24 protein-coding genes are annotated in these 26,049 nt (G+C 75.5%); 15 read left to right on the top strand and 9 right to left on the bottom strand.

Going from position 1 to position 26,049, the window contains the following annotated elements; all coding sequences use genetic code 11:
• Positions 1–29: 29 nt before the first annotated feature.
• Positions 30–1,082, top strand: a complete 1,053-nt coding sequence (locus EV188_RS08030) for an efflux RND transporter periplasmic adaptor subunit (RefSeq protein ID WP_133825728.1) — start codon at positions 30–32, stop codon at positions 1,080–1,082.
• Positions 1,079–1,582: a hypothetical protein gene (locus tag EV188_RS08025; RefSeq protein ID WP_133825727.1), complete on the top strand. Its 504-nt coding sequence runs from the start codon at positions 1,079–1,081 to the stop codon at positions 1,580–1,582. The genes EV188_RS08030 and EV188_RS08025 overlap by 4 nt, the downstream gene beginning before the upstream one ends.
• Here the strand turns inward: EV188_RS08025 and EV188_RS32205 are convergent.
• A complete protein-coding gene (locus EV188_RS32205; protein ID WP_208114066.1) occupies positions 1,579–2,607 on the bottom strand; it encodes a hypothetical protein in 1,029 nt (342 codons plus the stop codon). The genes EV188_RS08025 and EV188_RS32205 overlap by 4 nt on opposite strands.
• Entirely contained in the window at positions 2,591–3,823 is a 1,233-nt protein-coding gene (locus EV188_RS08015; RefSeq protein ID WP_133825726.1) for a hypothetical protein, read from the bottom strand. The genes EV188_RS32205 and EV188_RS08015 overlap by 17 nt, the downstream gene beginning before the upstream one ends.
• Before the next feature lie 276 nt (positions 3,824–4,099).
• On the opposite strand from EV188_RS08015, the gene EV188_RS08010 reads away from it, so the two are divergent.
• Positions 4,100–4,747 carry a response regulator transcription factor gene (locus tag EV188_RS08010; RefSeq protein ID WP_133825725.1) on the top strand — a complete coding sequence of 216 codons (648 nt, stop codon included), beginning with the start codon at positions 4,100–4,102 and terminating at the stop codon, positions 4,745–4,747.
• Positions 4,748–4,801: 54 nt separating this feature from the next.
• Here the strand turns inward: EV188_RS08010 and EV188_RS08005 are convergent, their stop codons facing one another.
• Positions 4,802–6,007 carry an acyl-CoA dehydrogenase family protein gene (locus tag EV188_RS08005; RefSeq protein ID WP_133825724.1) on the bottom strand — a complete coding sequence of 402 codons (1,206 nt, stop codon included), beginning with the start codon at positions 6,005–6,007 and terminating at the stop codon, positions 4,802–4,804.
• Between the two features lie 131 nt (positions 6,008–6,138).
• Between EV188_RS08005 and EV188_RS08000 the strand changes: the two genes are divergently transcribed.
• The 4 genes from EV188_RS08000 to EV188_RS07985 all read left to right on the top strand — a co-directional run bounded on the left by EV188_RS08000 (position 6,139) and on the right by EV188_RS07985 (position 9,351).
• Positions 6,139–6,543, top strand: a complete 405-nt coding sequence (locus EV188_RS08000) for a TOBE domain-containing protein (RefSeq protein WP_133825723.1) — start codon at positions 6,139–6,141, stop codon at positions 6,541–6,543.
• Positions 6,540–7,325, top strand: coding sequence for a molybdate ABC transporter substrate-binding protein (modA, locus tag EV188_RS07995; RefSeq protein ID WP_243741552.1), 786 nt, complete (start codon positions 6,540–6,542; stop codon positions 7,323–7,325). Before EV188_RS08000 ends, modA begins: the two co-directional genes overlap by 4 nt.
• A 71-nt stretch (positions 7,326–7,396) precedes the next feature.
• Positions 7,397–8,140 carry an ABC transporter permease gene (locus tag EV188_RS07990; RefSeq protein WP_243741551.1) on the top strand — a complete coding sequence of 248 codons (744 nt, stop codon included), beginning with the start codon at positions 7,397–7,399 and terminating at the stop codon, positions 8,138–8,140.
• Between the two features lie 137 nt (positions 8,141–8,277).
• On the top strand, positions 8,278–9,351 hold the full coding sequence (locus EV188_RS07985; RefSeq protein WP_243741550.1) for a sulfate/molybdate ABC transporter ATP-binding protein: 1,074 nt from the start codon (positions 8,278–8,280) through the stop codon (positions 9,349–9,351).
• Here EV188_RS07985 and EV188_RS07980 read toward each other — a convergent pair.
• Entirely contained in the window at positions 9,348–9,974 is a 627-nt protein-coding gene (locus EV188_RS07980) for a TetR/AcrR family transcriptional regulator (RefSeq protein ID WP_133825721.1), read from the bottom strand. The two genes, EV188_RS07985 and EV188_RS07980, sit on opposite strands and share 4 nt — an antisense overlap.
• Before the next feature lie 60 nt (positions 9,975–10,034).
• Between EV188_RS07980 and EV188_RS07975 the strand changes: the two genes are divergently transcribed.
• Together EV188_RS07975 and EV188_RS07970 are read left to right on the top strand one after the other, a co-directional pair.
• Positions 10,035–11,411: an FAD-dependent monooxygenase gene (locus tag EV188_RS07975; RefSeq protein WP_133825720.1), complete on the top strand. Its 1,377-nt coding sequence runs from the start codon at positions 10,035–10,037 to the stop codon at positions 11,409–11,411.
• Positions 11,412–11,481: 70 nt separating this feature from the next.
• Positions 11,482–12,153 carry a hemerythrin domain-containing protein gene (locus tag EV188_RS07970; protein ID WP_133825719.1) on the top strand — a complete coding sequence of 224 codons (672 nt, stop codon included), beginning with the start codon at positions 11,482–11,484 and terminating at the stop codon, positions 12,151–12,153.
• Here the strand turns inward: EV188_RS07970 and EV188_RS07965 are convergent.
• On the bottom strand, positions 12,150–13,334 hold the full coding sequence (locus EV188_RS07965) for a phosphorylase family protein (protein WP_133825718.1): 1,185 nt from the start codon (positions 13,332–13,334) through the stop codon (positions 12,150–12,152). The genes EV188_RS07970 and EV188_RS07965 overlap by 4 nt on opposite strands.
• 117 nt (positions 13,335–13,451) lie before the next feature.
• Here EV188_RS07965 and EV188_RS07960 point away from each other — a divergent pair, with 117 nt between their 5' ends.
• Positions 13,452–15,101 (top strand): AMP-binding protein, encoded by a 1,650-nt coding sequence (locus EV188_RS07960; protein WP_133825717.1) that lies wholly within the window; start codon positions 13,452–13,454, stop codon positions 15,099–15,101.
• An 8-nt stretch (positions 15,102–15,109) separates the two neighbouring features.
• On the opposite strand, the gene EV188_RS07955 is transcribed toward EV188_RS07960, so the two are convergent.
• Positions 15,110–15,532, bottom strand: a complete 423-nt coding sequence (locus EV188_RS07955) for a cupin domain-containing protein (RefSeq protein WP_166659780.1) — start codon at positions 15,530–15,532, stop codon at positions 15,110–15,112.
• A gap of 103 nt (positions 15,533–15,635) precedes the next feature.
• Between EV188_RS07955 and EV188_RS07950 the strand changes: the two genes are divergently transcribed.
• Complete coding sequence (locus tag EV188_RS07950) at positions 15,636–16,664, top strand: helix-turn-helix transcriptional regulator (protein ID WP_243741610.1); 1,029 nt, start codon at positions 15,636–15,638, stop codon at positions 16,662–16,664.
• A gap of 133 nt (positions 16,665–16,797) precedes the next feature.
• Positions 16,798–17,184 carry a cold-shock protein gene (locus EV188_RS32925; protein ID WP_133825714.1) on the top strand — a complete coding sequence of 129 codons (387 nt, stop codon included), beginning with the start codon at positions 16,798–16,800 and terminating at the stop codon, positions 17,182–17,184.
• 52 nt (positions 17,185–17,236) lie between these two features.
• Here the strand turns inward: EV188_RS32925 and EV188_RS07940 are convergent, their stop codons facing one another.
• From EV188_RS07940 to EV188_RS07930, 3 genes are all read right to left on the bottom strand, one after another.
• Positions 17,237–18,967 (bottom strand): RICIN domain-containing protein, encoded by a 1,731-nt coding sequence (locus EV188_RS07940; RefSeq protein WP_166659779.1) that lies wholly within the window; start codon positions 18,965–18,967, stop codon positions 17,237–17,239.
• Between the two features lie 136 nt (positions 18,968–19,103).
• Complete coding sequence (locus EV188_RS07935; RefSeq protein ID WP_133825712.1) at positions 19,104–19,613, bottom strand: DUF2771 family protein; 510 nt, start codon at positions 19,611–19,613, stop codon at positions 19,104–19,106.
• Positions 19,610–21,139, bottom strand: coding sequence for an MFS transporter (locus EV188_RS07930; protein WP_166659749.1), 1,530 nt, complete (start codon positions 21,137–21,139; stop codon positions 19,610–19,612). Before EV188_RS07930 ends, EV188_RS07935 begins: the two co-directional genes overlap by 4 nt.
• Positions 21,140–21,232: 93 nt before the next feature.
• On the opposite strand from EV188_RS07930, the gene EV188_RS07925 reads away from it, so the two are divergent.
• Genes EV188_RS07925 through EV188_RS07915 form a run of 3 tightly spaced genes read left to right on the top strand, consistent with a single transcriptional unit; the run spans position 21,233 to position 26,022 of the window.
• Positions 21,233–22,072, top strand: coding sequence for a DUF3027 domain-containing protein (locus EV188_RS07925; RefSeq protein WP_133825711.1), 840 nt, complete (start codon positions 21,233–21,235; stop codon positions 22,070–22,072).
• 26 nt (positions 22,073–22,098) lie between these two features.
• The gene (locus EV188_RS07920) at positions 22,099–25,107 is read left to right on the top strand and encodes a sacsin N-terminal ATP-binding-like domain-containing protein (protein ID WP_133825710.1); all 3,009 of its coding nucleotides are present in this window, start codon (positions 22,099–22,101) and stop codon (positions 25,105–25,107) included.
• Between the two features lie 51 nt (positions 25,108–25,158).
• Positions 25,159–26,022 carry an NmrA family NAD(P)-binding protein gene (locus tag EV188_RS07915; protein WP_243741549.1) on the top strand — a complete coding sequence of 288 codons (864 nt, stop codon included), beginning with the start codon at positions 25,159–25,161 and terminating at the stop codon, positions 26,020–26,022.
• Positions 26,023–26,049: the final 27 nt, after the last annotated feature.

Raw genomic sequence — 26,049 nt, 5'->3', positions numbered from 1 at the left:
GGCATCACCCCGCATTACGGTCGGACACCATGTCCACCGGTCGGCGCCGCCTGGGCTGGCTGCTGCCGACGGTGCTGGTGGTGGTCCTGCTCGCCGGCGGCGCGGGGACGGTGGTCCTGCTCCGCGAGCCCCAGCTCCTGCCCGGCCGGACGGCGACCGTGGTGCCCGTGGTGCGCGCCGACGTCGTCACCGAGGTCCGCGCCCCCGGGTCGGTCCGCAGCGGCGGCGAGGCGGACGTGTCGTTCGTGGTCAGCGGGGTCGTGACGACCATCCCGGTCGCGCCCGGCGCGACGGTCGCCCCCGGCGAGGTGCTGGCCACCCTCGACGACGCCCCCGCCCGCGCGCGCATCGCCGCCGCCCAGACCGCGCTCGCCGCCGACACCCGCGACATCACGGCCGCCCGCAGCGCCGTCCCCGTCGACCTCGTGGCCGTCGGGCGGTTCGAGGCGGCGGCCGCGCGCGACCGCGCGGAGCTCGCCGAGGCCAACCGCCAGCTCGAGGGCACGGTGCTGCGGGCCCCGCGCGGGGGCACGGTGACGGCGGTGGCCGGGCAGGTCGGCGACCGCGTGGACGCCGGCGCGCCCACCCCGGACGACGCCCCGAGCCGCCGGCCGTTCGTGCGCCTCGCGGACCTCGCCACGCTCGTCGTCCGCGCGGCCGTGCCGCCGCGCGACGTCCCCCGGGTGCTGCCGGGCCAGTCGGCGTCGGCGGTCGTCGACGGGGTCGGCGACCCGGTGCTCGGCGAGGTCGTGGGCGTCGAGCCCGCGCCGGGCCCGGACGGCGCCTACGGCGTCAGCGTCGCCTCCCCGTTGCCCCCGCCGACGCTGCGGGTGGGCCAGGCCGCCGACGTGCGGGTCGTCGTCGACCGCGCGGTCGGGGTCCTCGTCGTGCCGCCGGCCGCGGTGCGGCGCGTCTCCCCGGACCGCGCGACGGTGCTCGTGCCCCCGCCCGACGGCCGCGGCCCGAACCGCGTCCTCACGGTCACCACCGGCATCGCCGACGCCACGTCGGTCGAGATCCGCGCCGGGCTGCGGGAGGGCGACCGGGTCCTCGTGCCCCGTGACACGGGATCGCGGCCGTGACCTACCGCGACGACGAGGGCCACCGCGAGTACGACCGCAGCGACGACTGGGAGGACGAGTACTACCGGGCCCGCGAGTACGCGACCGACCCCGGCGAGCCGCCACCACCGGACGAGCCGCCGACGGACCGGGAGCGTCCGCGCCCGCGGCGCTGGGTGACGGCGCTGGCGCTGCTGACCGTCTTCGTGCTCGGCGTGCTCGGGGGTGTGATCGCCGACCGCTACCTCGCCGTCGGGTGCCGCACCTGCGCGCCGCCCCCGGGCACCGGGGTCCCGCTCGTCGGCACGCTCGAGAGCACCGCCGACGGGCTGATCGCCGTGCGCACCCCGGAGGGGCGTCTCGTGCCCGTGCGGACCTCGCCCGCCACCCGCGTGGTCGATCAGCAGCAACGCCCCGGGCCGGTGACCGGCCTCGTCCGCGGCACCCGAGTCAGCGTGCTCGGCGTGCCCGACGCCGACGGAGTGCTCACCGCCGACGCGGTGGGTGTGCCCGGGTCCTAGAAGGCGCGCTCGAGCCAGTCGAGCAGGCCCTGGCCCCACGACGGGCCCGCGGCGGCGTCGGCCACCGGCGTCGCGGCCGGGAGCGGCACCGGCAGCGGCGCGGGCAGGCCCGGGAGCCCGGGCAGCAGGCCGGGCGGGGGCACCACGGGCGGCGTGGTCGTGGTGGTCGTGGTGGTGCTCGTCGTCGTGGAGGTCTCGTCGGCCGGCGGCTGGGCCGGGCGCGAGGGCCGCGTCGGCCGCGGGTGCTCGCGCGTCGTCGTCGTGGTCGGCGCGACCGTGGTGGTCGTCGTCGTGGGCTCGGCCGTGGTGGTCGTCGGCTCCGCCGTCGTGGTGGTGGTCGGCTCGACGGTCGTGGTGGTCGTCGGCCGCGGCGTGGTGGTGGTCGTCGTGGGCTCCGCCGCCGTGGTGGTCGTGGTCGGCTCGGCCGTCGTGGTGGTCGTCGTGGGCTCCGCCGACGTCGTCGTGGTCGTCGGGTCCGGCGTCACCGTCTTCGTCCGCGTCTCGGTGCGCGTCTCGGTGGTCACCGGGGCCGGGACCGCGGTCGTGCTCAGCCACAGCGCGCGCAGGACCGGGCTCGCGCCCCCGTCGGCACGGCGCAGGAGCACGCGGACGGAGAGCTCGGTGCTCGGGCCGCCGAGGCGGGCGGCGCCGTCGCTCGGCACGGTCACCCAGGAGCCCCAGGTGCCGTCGCCGCGCAGGCCGCGCGCCTCGACGACGAGCGAGCCGCCGGAGGGGACGTCGGCGGTGGGGACGCCGGTGACCGAGTCGACGACGCCCGTGGTCCGCCGCGGCGCGAGCACCAGCTCGCCGTCGCGGCCACCGGAGTCGTCGAGCCGGATCGCGCCGCCGTCGAGGACGACGCCGCGGTCGTCGCCGCCGTCGATCGCGAGCTCGGGCGACCAGCTCTCGGTGCGCGGCGGGTCGGTCGACGCCCCGGCCGGCACCGCGAGCGCGAGGGCGAGCCCCACGGCACCCGCCGCGACGGCGAGGGCGGCGTGACGCCGGGAGTCAGCAGGACGGGACATCGCGCGCCTCCACCTGGTCGGCCGGGACGAACTGGGCGGGTCCGAGGCGGATCCAGCGGGTGCCGACCCCGGTGCGGCCGGCACCGGCGTCCACCACGCACTCGTAGGACATGCGGGCCTGCGGGGCGACGACGCCGACGACGCCCGCGTCGGCCAGCGGCGCGGCGCGGACCTCGAGCCGTGCGGTGCGGTCGATCGCCGTGCCCGAGGGGCCGGTGCCCGTCCAGAGGTAGGTGACGCTCACCCAGGCGTTGTCGGTGAGCCCGAGGTCCTGCTGGAACGTGCCGTCGGCGAGGTCGATGCCGGCCGGGTTGGCGACGCGGCGGCCCGAGCCGTCGCGCCCGCCGCGGTAGTCGTCGGTGAAGGCGGCCTCGGCCTGCGGGCGCCCGCGGGGCAGGTCGCCGAACTCCTGGCGCTGCGCGCTCTCGCTCCAGTAGTCGTCGCGGGTGTTCCACGGGCCGACGTCCCAGACCGGCACCCAGGTGCAGCGGGTCTCCGAGGCGCAGACGCGCGCGGTGTAGTCGCCGGTGTCGCGGGGCGCGAGGCTGCGCCGCGACGGGAGGGCGGCGAAGCGGTCGTCGCGCCGGACCTCGTGGCCGTTGGCGGTGTCGTTGCCGACGAGGCCGATCCGGGTGGCGAAGACGCGCGAGGTCAGGGGAGTGGTCGTGACCGGCTCCGCCGCGGCGAAGCGCTGCGGGCCGCTCTGCGCGGTCAGGCCCAGCCGGCGCAGCGCGGGCCCGGAGCCGTCCGGCGCGGCGACGAGGGTGACGCGCACCTGGATCTCGAAGGTCGGCTGCTCGAGGCGCGCCGGGGCGCCGGGAGCGGCCTCGCGCCACTCGCTCCACGTGTCGTCGTCGCGGATGCCGCGCACGGAGACGACGACCTGCGCGCCCGCCGGGACGTCGGCGGCGACGTCGGCCGACACCTCGTCGGTGACGGCGGCGGGCCGGCGCGGGGCGAGCAGGAGCTGTCCCTCGGCGGGTGCCGCGCCGGTGCTCGTCGCGCGCGGCTCGGTGTCGCGCAGGCGCACGGCCTCGTCACGGGTGACGACGTTGCTGTCGTCGCCGCCCTCGATCGCGAGCTCGGCGACCCACGACTCGCTGGTCGGCACCGCGCCGGCCACGGGGGCGGCGAGCACGGACGCGAGCACCGCGCCGGCCGCGACGGCGGTGCCGAGCGCCCCCCGGGTCCACGATCCGGTCCGGCGTCCCGCCATCGGTGCTCCCCGCCGTCGGGTCCTCGGCTGGTCGAGGACGTCGGCGACCATGGAAGATCGCGGACTCTCTGTGGACAAGCGAAAGCAGGGAGACGCATGTGGGTGATAGACGGGCAGGCGACTTACATGACTGTCATTACGATGATCGCCACCCGCGCGTCGCCACGTCGAGCATCACCCTGATGAGGTACGTCTATCGGGGTGCGCGAGAGCGGGGGCTCAGGAGAGACGTGCGTCGTCCACGACGGGCGGCCACAGGCTCGGCGGCGTCTGCAGATGCTCGTCGAGACGGTCGCCGGTCCGGTCGCGGTCGCGCGCGACGCGGACGACCTGCTCGACCTGCTGGCCGGGACGCCCCGGGCGATCGCGGTGCTCGGTCTCGCCGAGTCCGAGCCGACCGGGCTGGACGTCGTGCGCCGCGTGCTCGCCGACGCGCCCGGAACGGCGGTGCTCGTCGCCGGCTCGGGCGAGGCGCACGCCCCCGCCCAGCAGGCGCTCGCCGAGGGCGCCGCGGGCTTCCTGCGCTGGGAGGCGCCGCGCGCGATGATCCGCACGCTGGTCCGCAGCCTCGCCACCACGGCGGCGGGCGAGGACCTGGTGCCCCGACCGGCGGTGCCGTCGGCGCGCGGGTCCGTCGAGACCTTCTCGACCCCCGAGGACGGGCTGCACGACGTCGTCGTCGACCTCGCCGCCCAGAAGCGTCTCGAGCTCTCGGTGCGAGAGATCCAGGTGCTCATCGGCGTCAGCCGCGGGCTGACCAACGCCGACATCGGCCGGCGGCTCTACCTCTCCGACCACACGGTCAAGTCCCACACCGGGCACCTGTTCCGCAAGCTCGGCGCGAGCGACCGCGCGCAGGCCGTCAGCCACGCCTGGCGCCTGGGCCTGTTCGTGCCCGCGCCGTCCCGCCGCGCCGGCGCCTGACCCCTTCGTGCGTGATCTTCTGAGCCATAGCTCAGAAGATCACGCACGTACGGACTATCCGTGCGCCTTGAGCTCCTGGCGCGCCACGGAGCGCAGGTGCACCTCGTCCGGGCCGTCGGCCAGGCGAAGCGCGCGGGCCCAGGCGTAGGCGTAGGCGAGCGGGAAGTCGTCGGAGACCCCGCCGCCGCCGTGGATCTGGATCGCGCGGTCGATGACGTTGCAGGCCATCCGCGGGCAGATGACCTTGATCGCCGCGATCTCGGTGGCCGCGCCGCGCGAGCCGACGTTGTCGATCAGCCAGGCCGTCTTGAGCACGAGCAGGCGGGCCTGCTCGATCTCGATGCGGCTCTCGGCGATCTGCTCGCGCACGACGCCCTGCTCGCCGAGGGTCTTGCCGAAGGCGACGCGCTCGTTGGCCCGGCGCACCATCGCGTCGACCGCGCGCTCGGCCATCCCGATGAGGCGCATGCAGTGGTGGATGCGGCCGGGGCCGAGGCGCGCCTGGGCGATCGCGAAGCCGCCGCCCTCCTCGCCGAGCAGGTTCGAGACCGGCACGCGGACCTCGTTGAGCTCGAGCTCGCAATGCCCGTGCTGGTCCTGGTAGCCGAAGACCGGCAGCGGGCGGGTGATCGTCAGGCCCGGGGTGTCGCGGGGCACGAGCACCATCGACTGCTGGCGGTGCGTCGGGGCGTCCGGGTCGGTCTTGCCCATGACGATGAAGATCTGGCAGCGCGGGTCGGAGGCGCCGGAGATCCACCACTTCTTGCCGGTGATCACGTACTCGTCGCCGTCAGGGCGGATCGAGGTCGTGATGTTGGTGGCGTCCGAGGACGCGACGGCGGGCTCGGTCATGGCGAACGCCGAGCGGATCTCGCCGCTGAGCAGGGGCTCCAGCCACTGCTGCTTCTGCTCGGTGGTGCCGAACAGGTGCAGCGTCTCCATGTTCCCGGTGTCGGGCGCCTGGCAGTTGATCGCCTCCGGGGCGATCACCGGAGACCAGCCCGAGACCTCCGCGACCGGCGCGTACTCGAGGTTCGACAGGCCCGAGACGTCGGGCAGGAAGAGGTTCCACAGCCCGCGCTCGCGGGCCTGGGCCTTGAGGTCCTCCACCACCGGCGGCAGGTCGTGCTCGGCCGGCGTCCCGCGCCGCTCCTCGCGCCACGCGTCGTAGGCCTTCTCGGCGGGCAGCACGGCCTCGTCGAGGAAGGCCCGCATCCGGTCGGTGTAGTCCTGCGCCGCGGCACTGGGTGCGAAGTCCACCTCTGCACCTTCCCACCGCGTGCCCCGACCGCGCGAGCGCGGCTCCGGACGCCCCCGGCGATCGACGCCGTCTCGGAGATGCGGGTCGCTCGGCGCTGTACAGGCGCGTTCACGGCCCTACACTGCGCGCCGTGACGCACTTCCGGATCGCCGAGGCCGCCCGGCTGCTCGGCGTGAGCGACGACACGGTGCGCCGCTGGACCGACAGCGGCTCGCTGCCGGTGAGCTCCGACGCCAGCGGCCGCAAGGTCATCGCCGGATCGGACCTCGCCTCGTTCGCCCGGGCCCAGGCCCACGCCACCCCCGACCCGTCCGGGGTGGGCCGGTCCGCACGGAACCGCTTCGTCGGCCTCGTCACCGAGATCAAGAGCGACAAGGTCATGTCCCAGGTCGAGATGCAGTGCGGGCCCCACCGCGTCGTCTCGCTCATGAGCACCGAGGCCGTCGAGGAGCTCGGGCTCGAGGTCGGGTCGCTGGCGGTCTCGGTCGTGAAGGCGTCGCACATCATCGTCGAGACCCCCGGAGGCATGGCGTGAGCAGCGCCCGCAGACTCGTCATGGCGGCGGCCGCCGCCGCCCTCACCCTCGGTGTCGCCGCGTGCGGCGGCTCTTCCGGTGGGGAACAACAGGCGCCGCCCACCCGCACCCTCACCGTCTCGGCGGCCGCGTCGCTGACCGACGTCTACAACCAGCTCAAGCCGCAGTTCGAGCAGGCCAACCCGGGCACGACCGTGCGCTTCAACTTCGGCGGCTCGGACACGCTCGCCCAGCAGGTCGTGCAGGGCGTGCCCGCCGACGTCCTGGCCACCGCGAGCACGCGGACGATGCAGACCGCGCAGCAGGCCGGCCGCATCCAGGGCGAGCCGGTCACGTACGCGACCAACAAGCTCCAGATCGCGGTCCAGCCCGGGAACCCGAAGGGCGTCGTCGACCTGACGTCGCTGGTCGGCCCGCAGGTCACGGAGTCGATCTGCGCGCCCGCCGTGCCGTGCGGCGCGGCCACCGAGGCCGCCGAGCGCGCCGCCGGGGTCACGCTCGACCCGGTCAGCGAGGAGCAGGACGTCCGCTCGGTGCTCCAGCGCGTCACCACCCGCAACGTCGACGCCGGGCTCGTCTACCTCACCGACGTCAAGGCGTCGAACGGGCAGGTCCAGGGCGTCGACTTCCCGCAGGCGTCCGCCCAGGGCGCGGGCCAGAACTACCTGATCGGCGCGGTGACCGGCAGCCAGAACGCCGACCTCGCCAACGGCTGGATCCAGTTCGTCACCGGTCCCCAGGGCGACGCCGCCCTGCAGCAGGCCGGCTTCGCGCTGAAGTGACACGCGCCCGACCGGCCAGGGGTGGTGCGGTCACCCTCGCCCTCCCCTGGCCGGTGTGGGTTCCCGCGATCGTGGGCTTCGGCCTCATCGCGGTGCCCGTGGCCGGGCTGGTCGTCCGCACGGACTGGCCGGACTTCGGCGCGCTGATCACCACCGACGCGGCGCTCGACGCGCTGCTGCTCTCCCTGCAGACCGGCCTGATCTCCACGGCGCTGTGCCTCCTGCTGGGGACGCCGCTGGCCCTCGTGCTCGCGCGGTCGAACCTGCCGGGCCTGCCGGTGCTGCGCTCGATCGTGCTGCTGCCGCTGGTCCTGCCGCCGGTGGTCGGCGGTCTGACGCTGCTGTTCCTGCTCGGGCGGACCGGGCCGATCGGGCAGCTGGCGAACGACTGGTTCGGGATCACGATCCCGTTCTCGACCCCCGCGGTGATCATCGCGCAGACGTTCGTCGCGATGCCCTTCCTCGTCGTGAGCCTCGAGGGCGCGCTGCGCACCGCGGGCGAGCGCTACGAGATCGTCGCGGCGACCCTCGGCGCCTCGCCGCTGACCGCGCTGCGTCGGGTGACGATCCCCGTGGTGCTGCCCGGGCTCATCTCGGGCTCGGTGCTCGCGTTCGCGCGGGCGCTCGGCGAGTTCGGGGCGACGATCGCCTTCGCCGGCAACCTGCAGGGCACCACCCAGACCCTGCCGTTGCTGATCTACATCCAGTCGCAGAACGACCTCGACGGCGCGGTGGCCATGTCCCTCGTGCTCGTCGTCGTCGCGGTCCTCGTGATCGTCGCGACCCGCACCCGCGACGCATCGGGCGTCCGGTGAGTCCGCCGATCCGCCGCCGCCCGCGCGCGTTCGAGCGTTCCGGCGGTGCTGGCGAGGGGCGCCCGGCGCCGGCTGTATCGAGCGATGGTGCCCCTCGCTCGGAACAGGGCCCGGAATCCGGCGGCCTGCAGGCGCGGGTGACGACGCGCCGGGGCGGGTTCACGCTCGACGTGTCGTTCGAGGTCGCGCCCGGCGAGGTCGTCGCCGTGCTCGGGCCGAACGGCTCGGGGAAGTCGACGCTGCTCGGCACCCTCGCCGGGCTCTACACGCCCGAGGACGCCCGGATCACGCTCGGCGGGCGGGTGCTCACCGACACCGCGGCCGGCGTCGGTGTCCCCGCCCACCAGCGCCGGGTGGGCCTGCTCAGTCAGCAGGCGCTGCTCTTCCCGCACCTCACTGCCCGCGACAACGTCGCGTTCGGCCCGCGCTGCGCGGGCCGCAGCCGGCGCGAGTCCCTCGCGGCCGCCCGCGAGCGGCTCGTGGACGTCGGCGTCGGCGACCTCGCCGACCGGAGGCCCGCCGCGCTCTCCGGCGGGCAGGCCCAGCGCGTCGCGATCGCCCGCGCCCTGGCCGTCGAGCCCGAGCTGCTGCTGCTCGACGAGCCCTTCGCCGCGCTCGACGTCGACGCCGCGCCCGCCGTGCGCTCGGTGCTGCGCCGCCTCGTGCGCGACACCGGCCAGACGACCCTGCTCGTCACCCACGACGTCGTCGACGCGGTGGTGCTCGCCGACCGTCTCGTCGTGCTCACCGAGGGCGGCGTCGTCGAGCAGGGGCCGACCGCCGAGGTGCTCGCCCGCCCGCGCTCGGCGTTCGCCGCCCGCATCGCCGGCCTCGACCTCGTCGCCGGCACGGCCTCGGACGCCGGCCTGACGACGCCCGACGGCACCACGGTGTTCGGCCTCGCGTCGGAGCAGGTCGCGCCCGGCGAGCCCGCGGTCGCGGTGTTCCCGCCGAGCGCCGTCGCCGTGCACCGCAAGCCTCCCGAGGGCAGCCCCCGCAACGTGCTCCCGGCCCGGCTCGCCGCCCTGGAACCGCAGGGCGAGGTGGTGCGCCTGCGCGCCGCGGCGGCACCGGGCGGCCCGCCGTGGGTCGACGGCCTCGCCGCCGACGTCACCCCGGCCGCGCTCGCGGAGCTGGGCGCCGAGCCGGGCGACGACCTCTGGTTCGCCGTCAAGGCGACCGAGGTGGCCGTGCACCCGCGCCGCCGCTAGCGGTCGGTCGGTGAGCACAGGCTCCGTTCGGCCGTGAGCACCAGGCGGTCGGCGACCTCCTCGGCAGGGAGCCCGCGGCCGGTGTAGAGCGCGTCGAAGCTCTCGAAGCCCGCGATCACCCAGAGGGTGTCGGCGGCGTCGGCCTCGGTGACGTCGTCGCGCAGCACGCCCTGCTCGGCGAGGCGGTGGGCGAGGTGGAGCATCCCGCCCCAGCGGTGGTCCTCGATGCGCAGGATCGCCCCGCCGACCGAGTCCGGGTCGAGCGCGGACATCGCGAACAGCACCGCGGCGACGTCGCGCATCGCCGCGTAGATCCTCGTGCCGGCGCGCAGCCCGCCGCGCAGGTGCTCGCGGGCGTCCGGGTGCGCGACGGCCTCGGTCAGGTGGGGGAGCCCGGAGCGCTGCCACAGGTCGTCGGCCAGCGCGTCGAACAGCCCGGCCCGTGACCCGAAGACGAGATAGACCGTCGACCGCGAGACCCCGGCCCGCCGGGCCACGTCCTCGAGGCCGACAGTGGCCCCCGGCTTCTCCTTCAGGCGCTCCTCCAGCGAGGTGAGCACGTCCCGACGCGTCTGTTCGGCGGACACGGCGCGCAACCGTTGCTCGTACTTCCGGGTGGCCACGAGGCCGAACCTAGCAGATTTCGCTTGACAGTCTGTATTCGGCTACACAGTCTGTCTTCTATGAGACAAGCTGTGCAGTGGAAATGTGATGTCCTGATCGTCGGCGCCGGCGCCGCCGGCCTCGCCGCCGCCGTCACGCTCGGCCGGCACGGGATCGACACGCTCGTGGTCGAGAAACGCCCGGCCCCGTCCACGTGGCCGCGGGCCACCGTGATCAGCACGCGGGTGATGGAGCACGTGCGCGCGTGGGGCCTCGAGGAGGTGGTCCGCGCCGAGGGTCCCGACGCCGACGTCTGGCTCTGGGAGTGCGGCTCGCTCGCGACCGCCGACGAGGGCCGCGCCGTCGCGGTCGGCTACCCGACGCGCCAGCAGGCGGCCCTGGTCAGTCCCACCGCGCCGGCCGTGGTCGCCCAGGACCGGTTCGAGGCGGTGCTGCGCCGCCATCTCGCGACGCTGCCGACGGTGCGCGTCGCGACCGGGATCGAGATCGACGCGGTGACCTCGGGGGTCGACGGCGTCGTCGCGACCACCGCCGACGGGCGTGCGCTGCGCGCCCGCTACGTGATCGGTGCCGACGGCGCACGCAGCGCGGTCCGCCGGGCGGTGGGGATCGACGTCCGCGAGGACGAGGGCGTGCTGTCCGGCACCCACGCGGTCGTGCAGGCGCCGCTGACGCAGGTCCTCGGGCCGGTCCGCTTCGGCCTGTACTGGACCTCGGACTCGCCCGGGCTCTTCTTCCCCGCCGGGGGCGACCGGTGGATCTACGTGCCCGGCCGGGACACCGACGATCCCGACGAGGTCGCCGACATGCTGCGGCGCAGCGCCGGCGCGCCGCACCTCGACGTGCGCGTCCGGAGCGTGCGCCGGATCCACGCCGCGGCCCACCTCGCCGACACCTTCCGGGCCGGCGACGTGTTCCTCGCCGGCGACGCCGCGCACCGCGTCACCCCGCGGGGCGGCACCGGGATGAACACCGCGTTCCAGAGCGGCGTCGACCTCGCCTGGAAGCTCGCCTGGGTGCTGCGGGGCTGGGCGGACGCGGAGCTGCTCGACACCTACGAGGCCGAGCGCCGCCCCGTCGCCGAGCACGTCGTCACCCGCTCGACCGACCCGGACGGCAGCCGCCGCGACGTCGCCGCGGAGCTCGCCGTCGACCTCGGCGCCCGCCTGCCGCACCTGGTGCTCCCGGACGGGCGCTCGACGCTGGACCTGCTCGGCGAGGGGTGGACCGTGCTCTCCGGGCCGCGGGCCGACGCGGGTGCCCGGGCCCTCGCCGCCGGCCGGTCGGGGAGCGCCCCGGTCACCGTCCACGCCCTCGACGCCGGCACCGCCTGCGCCCTCGGGCTCGGCGCCGACGGCGCCCTGCTCGCCCGTCCCGACGGCGTGCCCGTCGCCCGCCACCGCGCCGCGACGACGCGACCGCTCGCGGCGGCCTGACAGTTTTGTTTGACTGTAGCTCAATCGAAGTTAGTCTCACTCCATCCGAATCAGTCACGAGGAGAGCACCATGACCACGACCACCCGCCCGACGCCCGCCACGCCCCGCCGCCCGGGCGACCCGACCCCCGACCTGCTCGACTACCGCGTCGTGCACCGCGCCATGACCCGCGACCTGACCCGGCTCGCCGAGGTCGCCGGGGAGCTGGTCCGGACACCGGATCGGCGGCGGCTACGGCTGTTGCGCCACTACCTGCAGGGGGTGACGGCCGAGATCGTCAACCACCACCGCGTGGAGGACGACGACGTGTGGCCGCTGCTCGAGGAGGTGGCGGGCGACCTCACGGCGCTGTGCGCGCTGACCGAGGACCACGAGCGGCTCGATCCCCTGCTCGACCGGGCCGGCGAGCTCGCCGCCGCCGGGGAGGCGGGCCCGGAGCTCGCCGCGGTCCTCGGCGAGGTCGCCGACCTGCTCGTGCGCCACGTCGCCGACGAGGAGCGCGATGTCTTCCCGATCATCATCGAGCGGGTCACCGTCGAGGACTACGCGCGGCTGCAGGAGCGCTTCCGGGGCACGCTCGGGCTCGGCGTCCTGACGTTCGTGGTGCCCTGGGTGGTGTCGCACGCGACCCCCGACGAGCGCCGGGTGCTCGTCGCCGAGGCACCGGCGCCGCTGCGGGGGATCCTCGCGCTCACCGAGCGCCGGTTCGCGGCGCGCGCCGGCCGCCTGTTCGGGGTCTAGAGATCCGGCGGGCCCCCGAACAGCGGCTCGTCGACGGCCCGGATCTCCTGGCCGGGCAGGCCCTCGGGGTGCTCGCGGCGCACCGACGCGATCGCGGTCAGGGCGAGGTCGAGGTGGTGGCGCTTGGAGGCTTCGTAGAACTCCTGCGCGCCGGCCGCGAGCTTCGGCGAGCCGTGCAGCGGCTTGTCCGAGACGCACAGCAGGGTCGCGTGGGGCACGCGGTAGCGGAACCCGTTGGCCGCGATGGTGGCCGACTCCATGTCGACGGCGACGCTGCGGCTCAGGCGCATGGCCCGCAGCGTCGCCTGCTGGTTGAACTCCCAGTCGCGGTTGTCGGTGGTGTGCACGATGCCGAGGCGGTAGGTCATGCCGGCCTGCTGCAGCGCGTCGAGCAGGAACGAGTTCAGCCGGTGGTTGGGCACGACGGGCACGTCGAGCGGGAGCACCTCGTCGAGGACGTGGTCGGCACGCTGGTAGCCCGTGGCCAGCACGAAATCGCCCTTGTGCTGGTGGTTCCGCAGGCCGCCGCAGTGCCCGATCATGATCATCGTGTCCGGCCGCAGCACCGCGACGTGGTCGGTCGCGGTCTTCGCGTTGGCCGGCCCCACGCCGATGTTCACGAGGCTCACGCCGTCGCCGGCCTCCGTGACGTGGTGGTACGCGGGCATCTGCGCGCCCGGCCGGTCGGGGCGCACGGCGTGCGGGAACCGCTCCAGGAACGCCTCGACGTGCATCGCGTAGTTCGTGAAGAGGACGTGGCGCTGGAACGCGCCCGCGGGCGTGCCCGTGTAGTGGCCGATCCGGTCGATCGAGAGCGCCATCCGCTCGGGGGAGAAGAGGAAGAGCTTCTTCGAGCGGGTGTCGACGCGGTCCTCGTCGAGGGCGGTGAAGAACGCCGGGTCGTCGAACGGCGGCTGGGCCCGCGACGGGCGCGCCGTGATCCGCGCGCCCATCGTGAGCAGCGAGGCCAGCTCGCGGCACAGGTAGCGGCGGATCGCGCCCGCGCGGGCGAACTCGCCGTCGAGGTGCGGATTGTGCTGCGACCAGGGCCGGATCACCTCGAGGCGCCCGTACCAGCCGGCCTCGTCGGCGTCGACGAGCGCGTCGACGAGCCGGTCGGTCGCCTTCTCGACGTCGTCCGCGCCCAGGCCGGCGCCGTCCACCTCGACCACGTCACCCATGGTCGACATGGTCCCAGCCGTTCCGCGGGGCCGCCCCGGCGGTTCGTCCGGTGACGACGGGGCGATCGACGTGACATCGTGTCGACGACCACAGACGTGTCCCTCCGGAGGTCGACCGTGACGGCGCCAGCCCAGCCCCTCGTGCCCAGCTACACGTCCGGGATCTCGGACGTCCCGCTGCTCGGGGACACCATCGGCGACAACCTGGACCGCACCGCGGGTGCGCGCCCGGACGCCGAGGCCCTGGTCGACCGCGCCCGCGGCGAGCGCTACACGTGGGCGCGGTTCGTGGCCGAGGTCGACGCGCTGGCCCTGGGCCTGCTCGACCTGGGCGTCGCGGTCGGCGACCGCGTCGGCATCTGGGCGCCGAACTGCGCGCCGTGGACGCTGCTGCAGTACGCCACGGCCAAGATCGGCGCGATCCTGGTCAACATCAACCCGGCGTACCGGACCCACGAGCTGGCGTTCGTGCTCGACCAGGCGGGGATCTCGCTGCTGGTCGCCGCGCGTAGCTTCAAGACCTCGGACTACGCCGCGATGATCGAGGAGGTCCGGCCCGAGCGGCAGGCGCTCGAGCGGGTCGTGATCATCGACTCCGACGAGTGGGACGACCTGTTCGTCCGCGACGGGGACGTCTCCCGCGTGCGCGAGGTGTCCGCGACGCTGACCCCGGACGACCCGATCAACATCCAGTACACCTCGGGGACCACGGGTTTCCCGAAGGGCGCGACCCTGTCGCACCACAACATCCTCAACAACGGCTTCTTCGTCGGGCAGCTCATCGGCTACTCCGACGTCGACCGCGTCTGCATCCCGGTGCCCTTCTACCACTGCTTCGGCATGGTCATGGGCAACCTCGCGTGCACCAGCTCCGGGGCGACGATGGTCATCCCGGCGCCCGGGTTCGACCCGACGGCCACGCTCGAGGCCGTCGCCGCCGAGCGGTGCACCTCGCTCTACGGGGTGCCGACGATGTTCATCGCCGAGCTGGGGCTGGAGAACTTCGAGTCCTACGACCTGGGCAGCCTGCGCACCGGGATCATGGCCGGCTCGCCGTGCCCGATCGAGGTGATGAAGCAGGTCGTCGAGCGGATGGGCATGTCCGAGGTCGCGATCTCCTACGGCATGACCGAGACCAGCCCGGTCTCCACCCAGACCCGCGTCGACGACTCGCTGGACCGCCGGGTGTCGACGGTGGGCCGCACGATGCCCCACCTCGAGTCGAAGATCGTCGACCCGGAGACCGGCCGCACGGTCCCGCGCGGGGAGCCGGGCGAGCTGTGCACGCGGGGCTACTCGGTGATGCTCGGCTACTGGGAGCAGCCCGAGAAGACCGCCGAGGTCATCGACCGGGCCCGCTGGATGCACACCGGCGACCTCGGCGTGATGGACGACGAGGGCTACATCAACATCACCGGCCGGATCAAGGACATGGTCATCCGCGGCGGGGAGAACGTGTACCCGCGCGAGATCGAGGAGTTCCTCTACACCCACCCGGACATCGTCGACGCGCAGGTCATCGGGGTCCCCGACGAGCGCTACGGCGAGGAGCTCATGGCGTGGGTGCGCCAGAAGGCCGGCACCACGCCGCTGACGCCGGAGGCGATCCGCGAGTTCTCGACGGGCAAGCTCGCCCACTACAAGATCCCGCGCTACGTGCACGTCGTCGAGGAGTTCCCGATGACCGTCACCGGCAAGGTCCGCAAGGTCCAGATGCGCGAGGAGTCCGTCGAGCTCCTCGGCCTCCGGACCAGCCCCACGGCCTGACGCGCCTCCTAGGCGGGCAGGATCGCCACGCCGTGGGCCGCCGTGTGCTCGGCGACGGCCGCCGGGTCCGGCGGGCCCCCGGCGGTCAGCCGGCTCATGCCGCGCAGGAACTCGACCTGGCTGCGGCCGGTCACCACGACGAGCATGCGGGCGGGCGCGTCCGAGGTGTTCCGGTAGCAGTGCGGCGTGCCGGCCGGCACCCACACCGGCCCGCCGTCGACCTCGCGCGTCTCGTCCCCGATCTCGATCGTCACCGTCCCGGCGACGACGGCGAACAGCTTGTCGGCCGCGAGCGTGTGTCTCGGGGATCGTGCTCCCGGGGCGAGGTCGAGCTGGAGCGCCTCCCAGGCGTCGCCGGTGGTGTCGCCGTCGGCGAGGACGGTCGCCTCCGCCCCCATGAGGGGGAAGGTGTCGAGGGTCTGAGCGCTCATCGTGTACTCCGAGTCAGCGAGTGGGGCTTGTCGATGAGCCGACAGTAGGAATACTGGGCGGGGGGAGCCCATCCCCAGTCCCAGGGGGGTACGCGCCGTGACGATGCTCGTCGAGCGGCTGGCGGCGACGCTCGATCCGGTGGCGGGTCACGCGGCGCTGCGTCGCGCCGCCGCCGCGGTCGTCGAGCGGACCGTCAGCCACGACCTCGCGGTGTGGGCGACGGTCGACCCCGCCACGGCCATGACGACGTCCTGCGTGCTGCACGGCGCCGAGCGCGACGAGGACCTCGAGGCGGAGGTGTTCGCCCACGAGTACGGCCCGGACCCCGACGTCCTGCGGTTCGCCGACCTCCTCGAGGGGTCGCTGGTCGGGACGGTGCGGGCGGCCACCGGCGGCGAGCCCGCCCGCAGCGCCCGGCACCGCGAGACGCTCGCGCCCCGCGGCTTCACCGACCACCTGCGTCTGGTGCTCCACGACGGCCGCACCCCGTGGGGCACCGTCGAGCTCCTGCGGGCCGGCGGGACGTTCACCGACGACGAGGTCGCGACCGTCGCGGCGGTGGGCCGCCCGGTGGCCCTCGCCCTGCGCGAGGCCATGATCGCCGGCCGCGTCGTGGGTGACGACGACCCGGCCCTGGTCCCGCTCGACGTCGCGGGGTCCGGGCTCGTCCTGTGCGCCCCCGGCGGCCGCGTGGAGGAGATCAGCGCCGAGGCGCGGGTGCTCCTCGGCGGCGACGACCGGCTCCCGCCCGTGGTGGGCGCGCTCGTCGCGGACCGGCGCCGGTCCGCCGGCGCGCGCACGGTCCACGCGCCGACCGCCGAGGGGCGCTGGCTGAGCTTCACCGTCACGGCCCTGGGCGCCCGGCTCGCCGTGGTCGTCGACCCGATCCGCCCCGGGTGCCTGGCCGACCTGGTGGCCCGGGCCCGGGGGCTCTCGCAGCGCGAGCAGGAGGTGCTCGGCCAGCTGGCGCTGGGGCGCTCGAACCGGCGCATCGCCCGCGCGCTGGGGCTCTCGGAGTGGACGGTCCAGGACCACGTGAAGGCGGTGCTGGCGAAGTTCGGGGTCTCCGGCCGTGCCGAGCTCCAGGCGGCCCTCTTCCTCGGGACCTACGCCGGGCTGCACGCCGGCTGACCCCACAGGAGGAGAACCCGGCGTGCGCTCGGCGGATTCGTGGTGGCCGCGCGGGGATAAACTGGGCGTCTGCGCTCCGGCCGGTCGCCGGGGCGCTTTGTCGTGGTGTCCAGCGGAGAGTCGGGAGACGACGGTGCCGACCGGCAAGGTCAAGTGGTACGACGCCGAGAAGGGCTTCGGCTTCCTGTCGCAGGAGGGCGGGGCCGACGTCTACGTGCCGAAGGGCGCGCTCCCCCGCGAGGTGGAGACGCTGAAGTCCGGTCAGCGCGTGGAGTTCGGGATCGCCGAGGGCCGGCGCGGGCCGCAGGCGCTCCAGGTCCGCCTGGTCGACCCCGCGCCCTCGGTCGCCGAGGCCGCCCGCCGCTCACCCGACGAGCTCCACGGCCTCATCGACGACATGATCAAGATCCTGGAGGCCCGCGTCCAGCCGGAACTGCGGCGCGGGCGCTACCCCGACCGGCGCCACACCAAGCAGCTCGCCGAGGTCGTCCGCGCCGTGGCCCGGGAGCTCGAGGGCTGACGCCACGTGAGGGATATGGGTCGTCATGACGACCCATATCACTCACGTGGGCCTACGGCCCATCCGGGATCGCCGGGCTCGAGGTCGCCGGCACCGGCGCGCTGGTCTGCGTGGTCGCCGGCGGCGTGGGCAGCGTCGGCGGGATCGACACGAGCGGCTCGACGAGCTCGGGCAGCAGCGGCTGGCGCGGCGTGCCCCCGCCGCCGACGCTGCTCGGCCCGTTGTTGTCCACGACCTGCAGCACCTGGCGGAGCTTCTGCACGTCGCGGCTCCAGGCGTTCGGCGAGCTCGCGTAGACCTCGAAGTCCTGGCCGTAGTCGGCGCGGAACTGCGTGCGCATGTTGCCCGCGGGCCCGTTCTCGGCGTTGAACGCGAACGACGGGCCGTAGGTGTCGTCGACGACGTAGGCGCCGTAGTTCTGCAGCGTCCAGGCGATCTGCCGTCCGGGCTCGGTGGTCAGGCCGAGCGAGCCGATGTTCACCGACGGCGGGATGGCGAGCAGCGAGCCCATGCGCATGGCGGTGTTGGTGTTGTTGCCGACCGAGCCGTACCAGCCGACCGCGTAGCTGTCGGACTTCACCGCGGGCCACCGGAAGCACTCCGGGCGCGAGGCGCACTGGCCGAGCTCGCCGCGGGCGTACAGGTTGATCTTCAGGGCGTGCCGCGGGCCCTGACTGCCGGGACGCAGCTCGCCGATGCGGATCGAGCCGCCGAGCGCGCTCATGCCCGAGCCGCCGTGGGAGCCCTGGATGCCGGGGCCGTAGATGTCCTGGTCCGGGTAGCGCACGTAGCTCGTCGCCGGCCCGCCCGCGGCGCAGCGCGCCAGGGGCTGGGTCTGCACGACGGTGCGCCCGTCGGCGGCGAGGAACGCGGCGCTCTGGTTCTTGTTGTCGCTGGGCAGGACGTAGTTCGCCGGGATCGGGACCGTCGCGAGCGTCGTCGCCGGGTCGGTGACGCACCGGTTGCCGCCCCAGCCGCCCGGGCTCGCGAGGATCGGGGTCAGCGGCGCGGTCGGCGTCAGCACGAGGGGCTCGTCGTCGACCTGCGGGACGCGGGCGCCGGTGCTGCCGCCGGGCAGGGCGGGCAGGTTCGCGGGGACGTAGGTGGCGCCGCTGCCGATCGGCATGTTCCAGATCGAGCTCGACGCGAACGGCTGGCGCAGCGGGTCGCGCGCCGGCGGCGGGGTCGTCGTGGTGGTCGTCGGCGGGACCGTCGTCGTCGTGGTGGGCCGCGTGGTCGTGGTCGGTGGCACGGTCGGGGTCGAGGCCGCCGGCACGGTCCAGCGCATCGCGGTCGCCGTGGTGCAGGTCGCGAGCACCATGCGGGTGCCGGCGGTGGTGCTGTTGTTCAGCGGGGCGAGGCAGCGCACGGCCTGCCGGTTGACGATCAGCCCGTCGGTGCGCACCACCCAGTGCTGGCTGTTGTTGGTGGGCGCGCAGGTCTGGAGCACGACCGAGGTGCCCGCCGCCGTGCCGTTGTTCAGCGTGCCGAGGCACCGGTTCGCCGGGGTCTTGATCGCCTCGTCGTTCGCCCACCGGCTGAACTGCTGGGCCTGGTTGGTCGCGGCGCCGCACGCGGCGATCTGGATCTTGTTGTTCGCCGTGGTCGCGTTGTTGAGGTTCTCCAGGCACCGGCCCGCGGCGTTGCGGAACTGCCCGAGCACGGTCGCGGCCTCCGCCTGCGGGGCCGCCACGACGGTCGAGAACGCCAGCACCGTGGCGACCAGCACCCCGAGCGCGGCGAGCCACCGTGCCGGTCGAGATCGAGCGCGCGTCGTCCCCATCGTGAACTCCCCCCGAGAGTGGCCCGTGCCGTCGAGCACCGTGGCCCTCGCGGATACACCTACCCAGAGCCGAACGGGTGAAAGCATCGGACGCCACTCGATGGGATGTCACTGGACCGGGCGGCCGCCCGGCGTGTCAACGGTCGTCGACGCTGAGCACCCAGGTGGAGCGGGTGGCGAACTCCAGGCCGTTCGGACCCTGACTGATCCGCGCGCCGTACTGCTGGACCTCGGCGCTCTCGAGCTGGTCGGTCGCGACGGGCAGGACGAGCGTGAAGGTCGGCGTCGTGCCCGGCGCGAAGACGGGGCTTCGGCCCTGCTGGATGGCGCCGGCCGGGTCGCGGAAGGTGAAGGCGAGCTGCCACGGGGTGGCGGCGACCTCCTCGGGCACGGTCACGGCCAGCGGCGTGTTCGGCGGGACGCGCAGGACGGCGTTCGCCTCCGGGTCGTCCCCGCAGTCGGTGACCTGGACGTCGCAGAACTGGCTCGCGCCGACCGTCGCGCTCGCCCCGCCGGCGGCGAACGTGACGTCGCCGGGGGAGGACGGGCCGGCGGTGGCGCGCACGACCAGCACGACGACCACGGCCACGACGACGACGAGGAGCACGGCGCCGACGACGACGGTCCGGCGGGAGAGCGACCTCACCGGCGGATCCTCGGAATCATCGACGACCCCCGCGTGATCAGCACGGTCTGCACCGTACCGATCGCCATCACGACGCCGATGACGGTGAACCCGATCCACCACGTCGGCGGGAGCAGCACGCCCAGCGCCCCGCCGAACACCCACGACAGCTGCAGGATCGTCTCCGAGCGCCCGAACGCCGACGCGCGGTTGGCCTCGGGGAGGTCGCGCTGCACCATCGCGTCGAGGCAGACCTTGAGCAGCGCGCTCGTCGTCGCGGCGATCAGGGCGGCCACGGCGGCGGTCGGCAGGCCGGTCAGCGTCGCGGCGAGGACGACCCCGGCGAGGGCCAGGACGAGGCAGACGATCATCAGCACGCGCGGTCGCCGGAAACGCTGCCGGGCGCCGATGAAGTTGCCGACGAACCCGCCCGCCCCGGCCGCGGCGCCGACGACCCCGAGCAGCACGAGCTGGTCGCCCGGCGCGCCCGGGGTCTCGTTCTTGACGACGAACGCCGAGAACAGCATGAGGAAGCCGGTGAGGCTGCGGATCGTCCCGTTGGCCCACAGCGCGGTGACGACGTCGCGACTCAGCGGGGTGCGACGGCGCTGCCCGGAGGCGTCGTGCACCGGCAGGATCCTCGTCGGCTCCTCGCCCTCGGTGACCTCGACCCACGACGGGATGCGCAGGCACAGCCACACGCCCGCGACGCAGATCGCCGCGGTCAGCCAGGCGGCGCCGGGCGAGCCGAACAGCCACGCGACGCCGGCCGCGATCCCGCCCGCCACCCCGGACGCGACGAGCCCGAACACGGTGAGCCGGGAGTTCGTCGTCACGAGCGTGATGCCCGGCGGCAGCACCCGGGGCGTCACCGCCGCCTTGAGCACGCCGAACGACTTCGACAGCACCATGATCCCGAGCGCGGCGGGGTAGAGCGCCCAGGTGTCCATCCACAGCGCGAGCACGACGGCCAGCGCGCCCTGCCCGGCCGTGGACACCGCCATGGCGACGCGGCGGCCCTGCTGCAGCCGGTCGAGCGCCGGGCCGATCACGGGCGCGACGAGCGCGAACGGCGCCACGGTGATGAGCAGGTAGAGCGCCACCTTGGTCTTGCTCTCGGCGCTCGCCGCGGAGAAGAACAGGGTGTTGGCCAGCGCGACGGCCAGCGTCGCGTCGGAGGCGTAGTTGGCCATCCAGGCGTAGGTGAGCGCCGTGAGCCCCGACCGGTCGGCGCCGTCGGCCGACGCCGCGCGGTGGAACGCCCGCGCGCCCTGCTGGGTCAGGCGCCGGGCCCGCCAGGCCGCGACCCGCGTGACGGTGATCTTCCGGGGGCCGTCGCGATCGGCGACGTCGTCCTCGTCGGGCCGGTACGCCCGGCCCTCGTACTGCGTCTCGGCCCGCGGGTCGTAGCGGGTGGAGTACTGCGTGTCATCCTCGGCGGGCCCGGCGTCCTCCGGGAACGGCCGCGTCGACCGGGCCGTGGGCGGCAGCCGTTCGGGCCGGCGTCGGGGCCGCGGACCGTACGGATGGGGGGACGGTCCGGTCACGCGTCCATGATGACCGAGGAGTGACCGACGCTCGACCGCGTGTGGTGGGCGCCCACCTCTCGCGCGCCCGCGACGGACGGGCACAATCGTCGTGTGGTCCCCGAGCTCGCCGACCCGACACCCGACGCCCCGTCCGACACCTCGTCCGACGCAGGGCGGACCGTCGCTGCGCACCTCGCCGCGGCGGCCGACCTCGCGCGCGCCGCGGCCGTGGAGACCGCCGACGGTGACGCCGCCCAGGTCGGTGCGTCGGTCGCCGTGCGCGCCGAGGACGTGCCCGACGCCGCGACCCACTACTTCGCGGCCGACAAGCCCGGCTACCGCGGCTGGTACTGGGCGGTGACCGTCGCGGGCCCCGCGAGCGACGTCGGGGTCAGCGAGGTCGTGCTGCTGCCCGGCCCGGAGTCGGTCGTGGCCCCGACCTGGGTGCCGTGGACCGAGCGGCTGCGCGCCGAGGACCTCGGCCCGGGCGACCTGCTGCCGGTCGAGGACGACGACGAGCGCCTCGTCCCCGCCTCCGCGTCCGTCGACCCCGAGACCGAGGACGACGACGAGCCCGGCCCGGGCGTCCGCGAGGTCGGCGACGAGCTCGGCATGGGCCGCCCGCGGGTCATGAGCCGCGAGGGCCGCCTCGACGCGGCCGTGCGGTGGTCCGACGGCGACTTCGGCCCCGGCGCCGACATGGCCCGCGCGGCGTCCGCCCACTGCGGGACCTGCGGGTTCTACCTCCCGGTCGCCGGGTCGCTGCGCGCCGCGTTCGGCGTGTGCGGCAACGGCAACGTCCCCGCCGACGGGCACGTGGTGCACGCCGAGTACGGGTGCGGCGGGCACTCCGAGCTGCAGATCGACAGCGGGGCCCTCATCGCGGTGGCCGACCTGGTCTACGACGACGGGGTCGAGATGGAACCGGAGACCGCCGGATCGGGCGGCTAGGGACAGGCGGCTGAGGGGGAGGAACCGTGAGCCCCGATCCCTTCGGCACCGCCGCCCTGCGGCAGGCCGTCCTGGACGCCTGGTCGGCGTCGCCGGCCCGGTTCCGCGAGGACGCCAACGCCGAGGAGGACCTGCTCCGCGGCGGGTACCGCGACCGCTGGTTCGTCGAGCTCGCCCAGAACGCCGCCGACGCCGCCGAGCGCGCCGGGACGACGACCGTGCTGCGGGTGCGGATCCGGGACGGGGCCCTGTGCGTCGCCAACACCGGCCTGGCGCTCGACGCCGACGGCGTCGCCGGCCTCGCGTCGCTGCGCGCCTCGGCCAAGCGCGACGGCGGCGGGGTCGGGCGCTTCGGGGTCGGGTTCGCGGCCGTGACGGCGATCAGCGACGCCCCGCGCGTCGTCACCCGCACCGCCGACGGCGCGACGGCCGGGGTCGCGTTCGACCGGGCCCGCACCGCCCGCGCGGTCGCCGACCGGGAGGTCGCCGGCCTCACCGACGAGCTGGCCCGCCGCGACGGCGCGGCCCCGGCGCTGCGGCTGGTCTGGGCCACCGACGGCGACGAGCCCGCCCCGCCCCCGGGCACCGACGTCGAGGTGCGCCTGCCCCTGCGCCCGGACGTCGACCCCGCCGAGCTGCTCGCCGCCGCGGCCGCCCAGGCGCCGGACCTCCTGCTCGCCCTGCCCCCGCTGTCCGCGGTCGACCTGCCCGACGGGGTCGTGGCGCGCACCGAGGGCGGCGACGCGGTCCGGGTCGGCGACCGCGCGTGGCACGTGCTGCGCAGCGAGGGCACGATCCCCGCCGACCTGCTCGCCGGCCTCGCCGTCGAGGACCGCGCCCGCTCCGGGTGGCGGGCGACCTGGGCGGTGCCGGTGGACGGGCCGGCCGGGTCCGAGGTGCTGCACGCGCCCACCCCGACCGACGAGCGCACCACCCTGCCCGCGCGCCTGCTCGCGACCGTGCCGCTGGACCCCGACCGGCGCCACGTGCGCGCCGGCGCGGTCACCGAGCACGTCCTGCGCGCCGCCGCCGCCCGCTACCCCGACCTCGTGCGCGCCCGCCCGGCCGAGGAGCGCCCGGCCCTGGTGCCCTTGCCGGCGCTGCCCGGCTCGGCGGTCGACGCCACCCTGCGCGACGCGGTGCTCGCCGCGCTGGGGTCGACGGCGTGGCTCCCCGGGGTCTCGGGGGAGGACCTCGTCCCGGCGTCGGCGCAGGTGCTGGACCTCGACGGGGCTCCGGACGGCCTCGACGAGCAGCTCGCCGACGTCCTGCCCGGGCTCGTCGACGCCCGGCTCGCCGCGCCCCGCCACGCCGCCGCGCTCGCCGCGGTCGGGGTGACGCGGGTCGGCCCGGCGGCGCTCGCCGACGCGCTCGCCGGGCTCGGCCGGCCGGTGGACTGGTGGCGCGCGCTCTACGGGCGGCTCGCGGCCCTGCCCGCGCACCGCGAGGAGCTCGCCGGCCTGCCCGTCCCGCTGGCCGACGGCCGGCTGGTCGTCGGCGCGCGCGGGGTCCTGCTCGCCGGGACCGACCCCGAGCTCGCCGCCCGCCTCGCCGCGGCCGCCGTGCCCGGGATGCGCGTCGCGGCGCCGGGCCTCGTGGATGGCGACCCCGCCGGCCGCGACCTGCTCGTCGCCCTCGGCGCCCGCCGCGTCGACGGGGCCGCGCTGCTCGCCGACCCGGCCCTGCGCGAGGCCGTCGACCGCTCCGTCGACGACGCGGAGGCCGGCGTCGACCCCGAGACCCTCGACGCGCTCGGCGCCCTGGTGCTGGCCCTCGTCGCGGCCGGTGGCGACGCCGACCGCGACCTCGGCGCCGTGGCCCTGCGCGATGCCGAGGGCGGGTACCGGCGCGCCGACGAGCTCGTCCTGCCCGACGGCGCGCTGCGCGGGCTCGTCGACCCCGACGGGCCGCTCGGCGTGCTCGACCCCGTTGTCGCCGCCGCTCACCCGCGCCACGTCCTCACCGCGGTCGGCGTGCTCGACGGCTTCGCGGTCCTGCGCGACGACGCCCCCGCCGGCCCGGACCACGACCTCGACGACGAGGAGACCTGGTGGGCCGAGGAGGTGGACCCCGCGGCGGAGCGTCCCGACGGCCCGGACGGGGACGCCCCGGGCCCGATGGTGGCCGTGCGGGACCTCGAGCTGGTGGCCGAGGACCGCTGGGACGCCGCCTGGTCGGTGCTGGCCGGCGACCGGGAGGTCCGCGAGGCGCTCGGCGGCGCGCGGCCGGTGGAGTCGCTCGGCGCGGACGCCGGCGACGCCCCCCGCCCCTACACCGCCTGGTGGCTCGGCCGGCACGCGCGCCTCGCGGGGCACCCGCCGACGGCGTGGCGCCTGCCCGGCGCGAGCGTGGTCGACGGGCTCTACGACCCCGTGCCGGCCGACGTCGCCGCCCGCCTCGACCCCGCGTTCCTCGCGGCGATCGGCGTCCGCACCCGGGCGCGGGTGTCCTCCACCGACGACGCCATCGATCTGCTCGCCCGCCTCGCCGAGCCCGCCCGCGTGGTGCCCCCGGCGCGGGCGGCAGCCGCGCACGCCGCCCTCGCCGACGCCGTGGCCGCCGGGCGCGTGAGCGTCGCCGACGTCGAGCCGCCCGCCCGCGTCCGCACCGCCGACGGCGCGGTCCGCGACGCCGACCCGGCTCGCGACGTCCCGCCCGCCGTCCTCGACCGCGCCCAGCTCGGGAGCGTCCTGCCGCCCGGGGTCCTCGTGCTGCCCGGCACCGGCGACCCCGCGCTGCTCGCCGACCTGCTCGACCTCGCGCCCGCCTCCGAGCGCGTGCGGGTCACCGTCCGCGAGGGCGGGCGCGCGGTGCCGTGGGAGGAGCTGCCCGCGGCCGTCGCCTGGGCGTCGGCACTGCGGCGGCCGCTGCCCGACGGCGCGCTGGTCCTGCACGAGCGCCTGCGCGTCCTCGTCGTCGACGACGAGCGCGGCGGCGCCCCCGTCGAGTACACGCCGTCGGCGTGGGTCGACGACGACGGCGTCGTGCACGCCGACGACCCGGTGCGCGGACTCCTGGCCGCCCTGGCGCCATAGATTCGGACATGGCGGACCGGACCTGTCCGCCCCTCCCGCGACGATCGGTCCATGCCGATCGAGGAGGAGGACCGCATGACGATCCTGGTGGCCGGCGCGACGGGCACGGTGGGGCGGTCGCTGGTGAGCCAGCTGCTGGAGGCGGGGCACGCGGTGCGCGCGCTGACCCGCGACCCCGCCCGCGCCGATCTCCCGGCCGGGGCGGAGGTCGTGCGCGGCGACCTCACCGACGTCTCGACCCTGACCGGGGCGTTCGCCGGCGTCGGGGCCGCGCACCTGATCACGTTCAGCGGGGAGTTCGGCGACACCCTGACCAACGGCGCCGAGATCGTGGACGCGCTGGTCGCGGCGGGGGTGGCGCGCGTCAGCGTCCTCGGCGGCTGGGACACCAGCACCGTCGAGCCGGCGCTCGACGCGGCCGGGGTGCCGTGGGCGCTGCTCTCGCCCGTGGAGTTCATGGCCAACGTCGTCGACCACGCCGTGGCCGTGCGCACGTCCGGCGAGGTGCGCGTCTACGACGCAGGCCGCACGAGCGCGATGGTGCACGAGGCGGACATCGCGGCGGTGGCGCTCGCCGTGCTCACCGGCGCGGCGCCGACCGGCCGGCGCTACCTGCTGACCGGGGGCGAGGCGCTGAGCCTCGAGCAGAAGCTGGCGGCGGTGTCGGCGGCGACCGGGCAGCCGGTCACGCTGACCCGGCTCTCGGAGGAGCAGGCCCGCGCCGACCTCGCGGCGGCGGGCCTGGCGCCGGAGATGATCGAGTTCACGATCGCCCTGGAGAACGACCCGCCGCCGATCGGCTCGCACCCGGCGCCGACCGTCGCGGAGGTGACGGGCCGCGCGCCGCGCACGTTCGCGACCTGGGCGCGGGAGAACGCCGATCTCTTCCGGGGCCGCCGCCGGCTGACGTCCTAGGGTGGCGACCCGGACGAGCCGCGGCGG

The organism is Actinomycetospora succinea (assembly GCF_004363095.1).
Lineage (GTDB): Bacteria > Actinomycetota > Actinomycetes > Mycobacteriales > Pseudonocardiaceae > Actinomycetospora > Actinomycetospora succinea.
The sequence above is the reverse complement of the archived record's forward strand: the minus strand, read 5'-3'. Positions and strand labels throughout refer to the sequence as shown.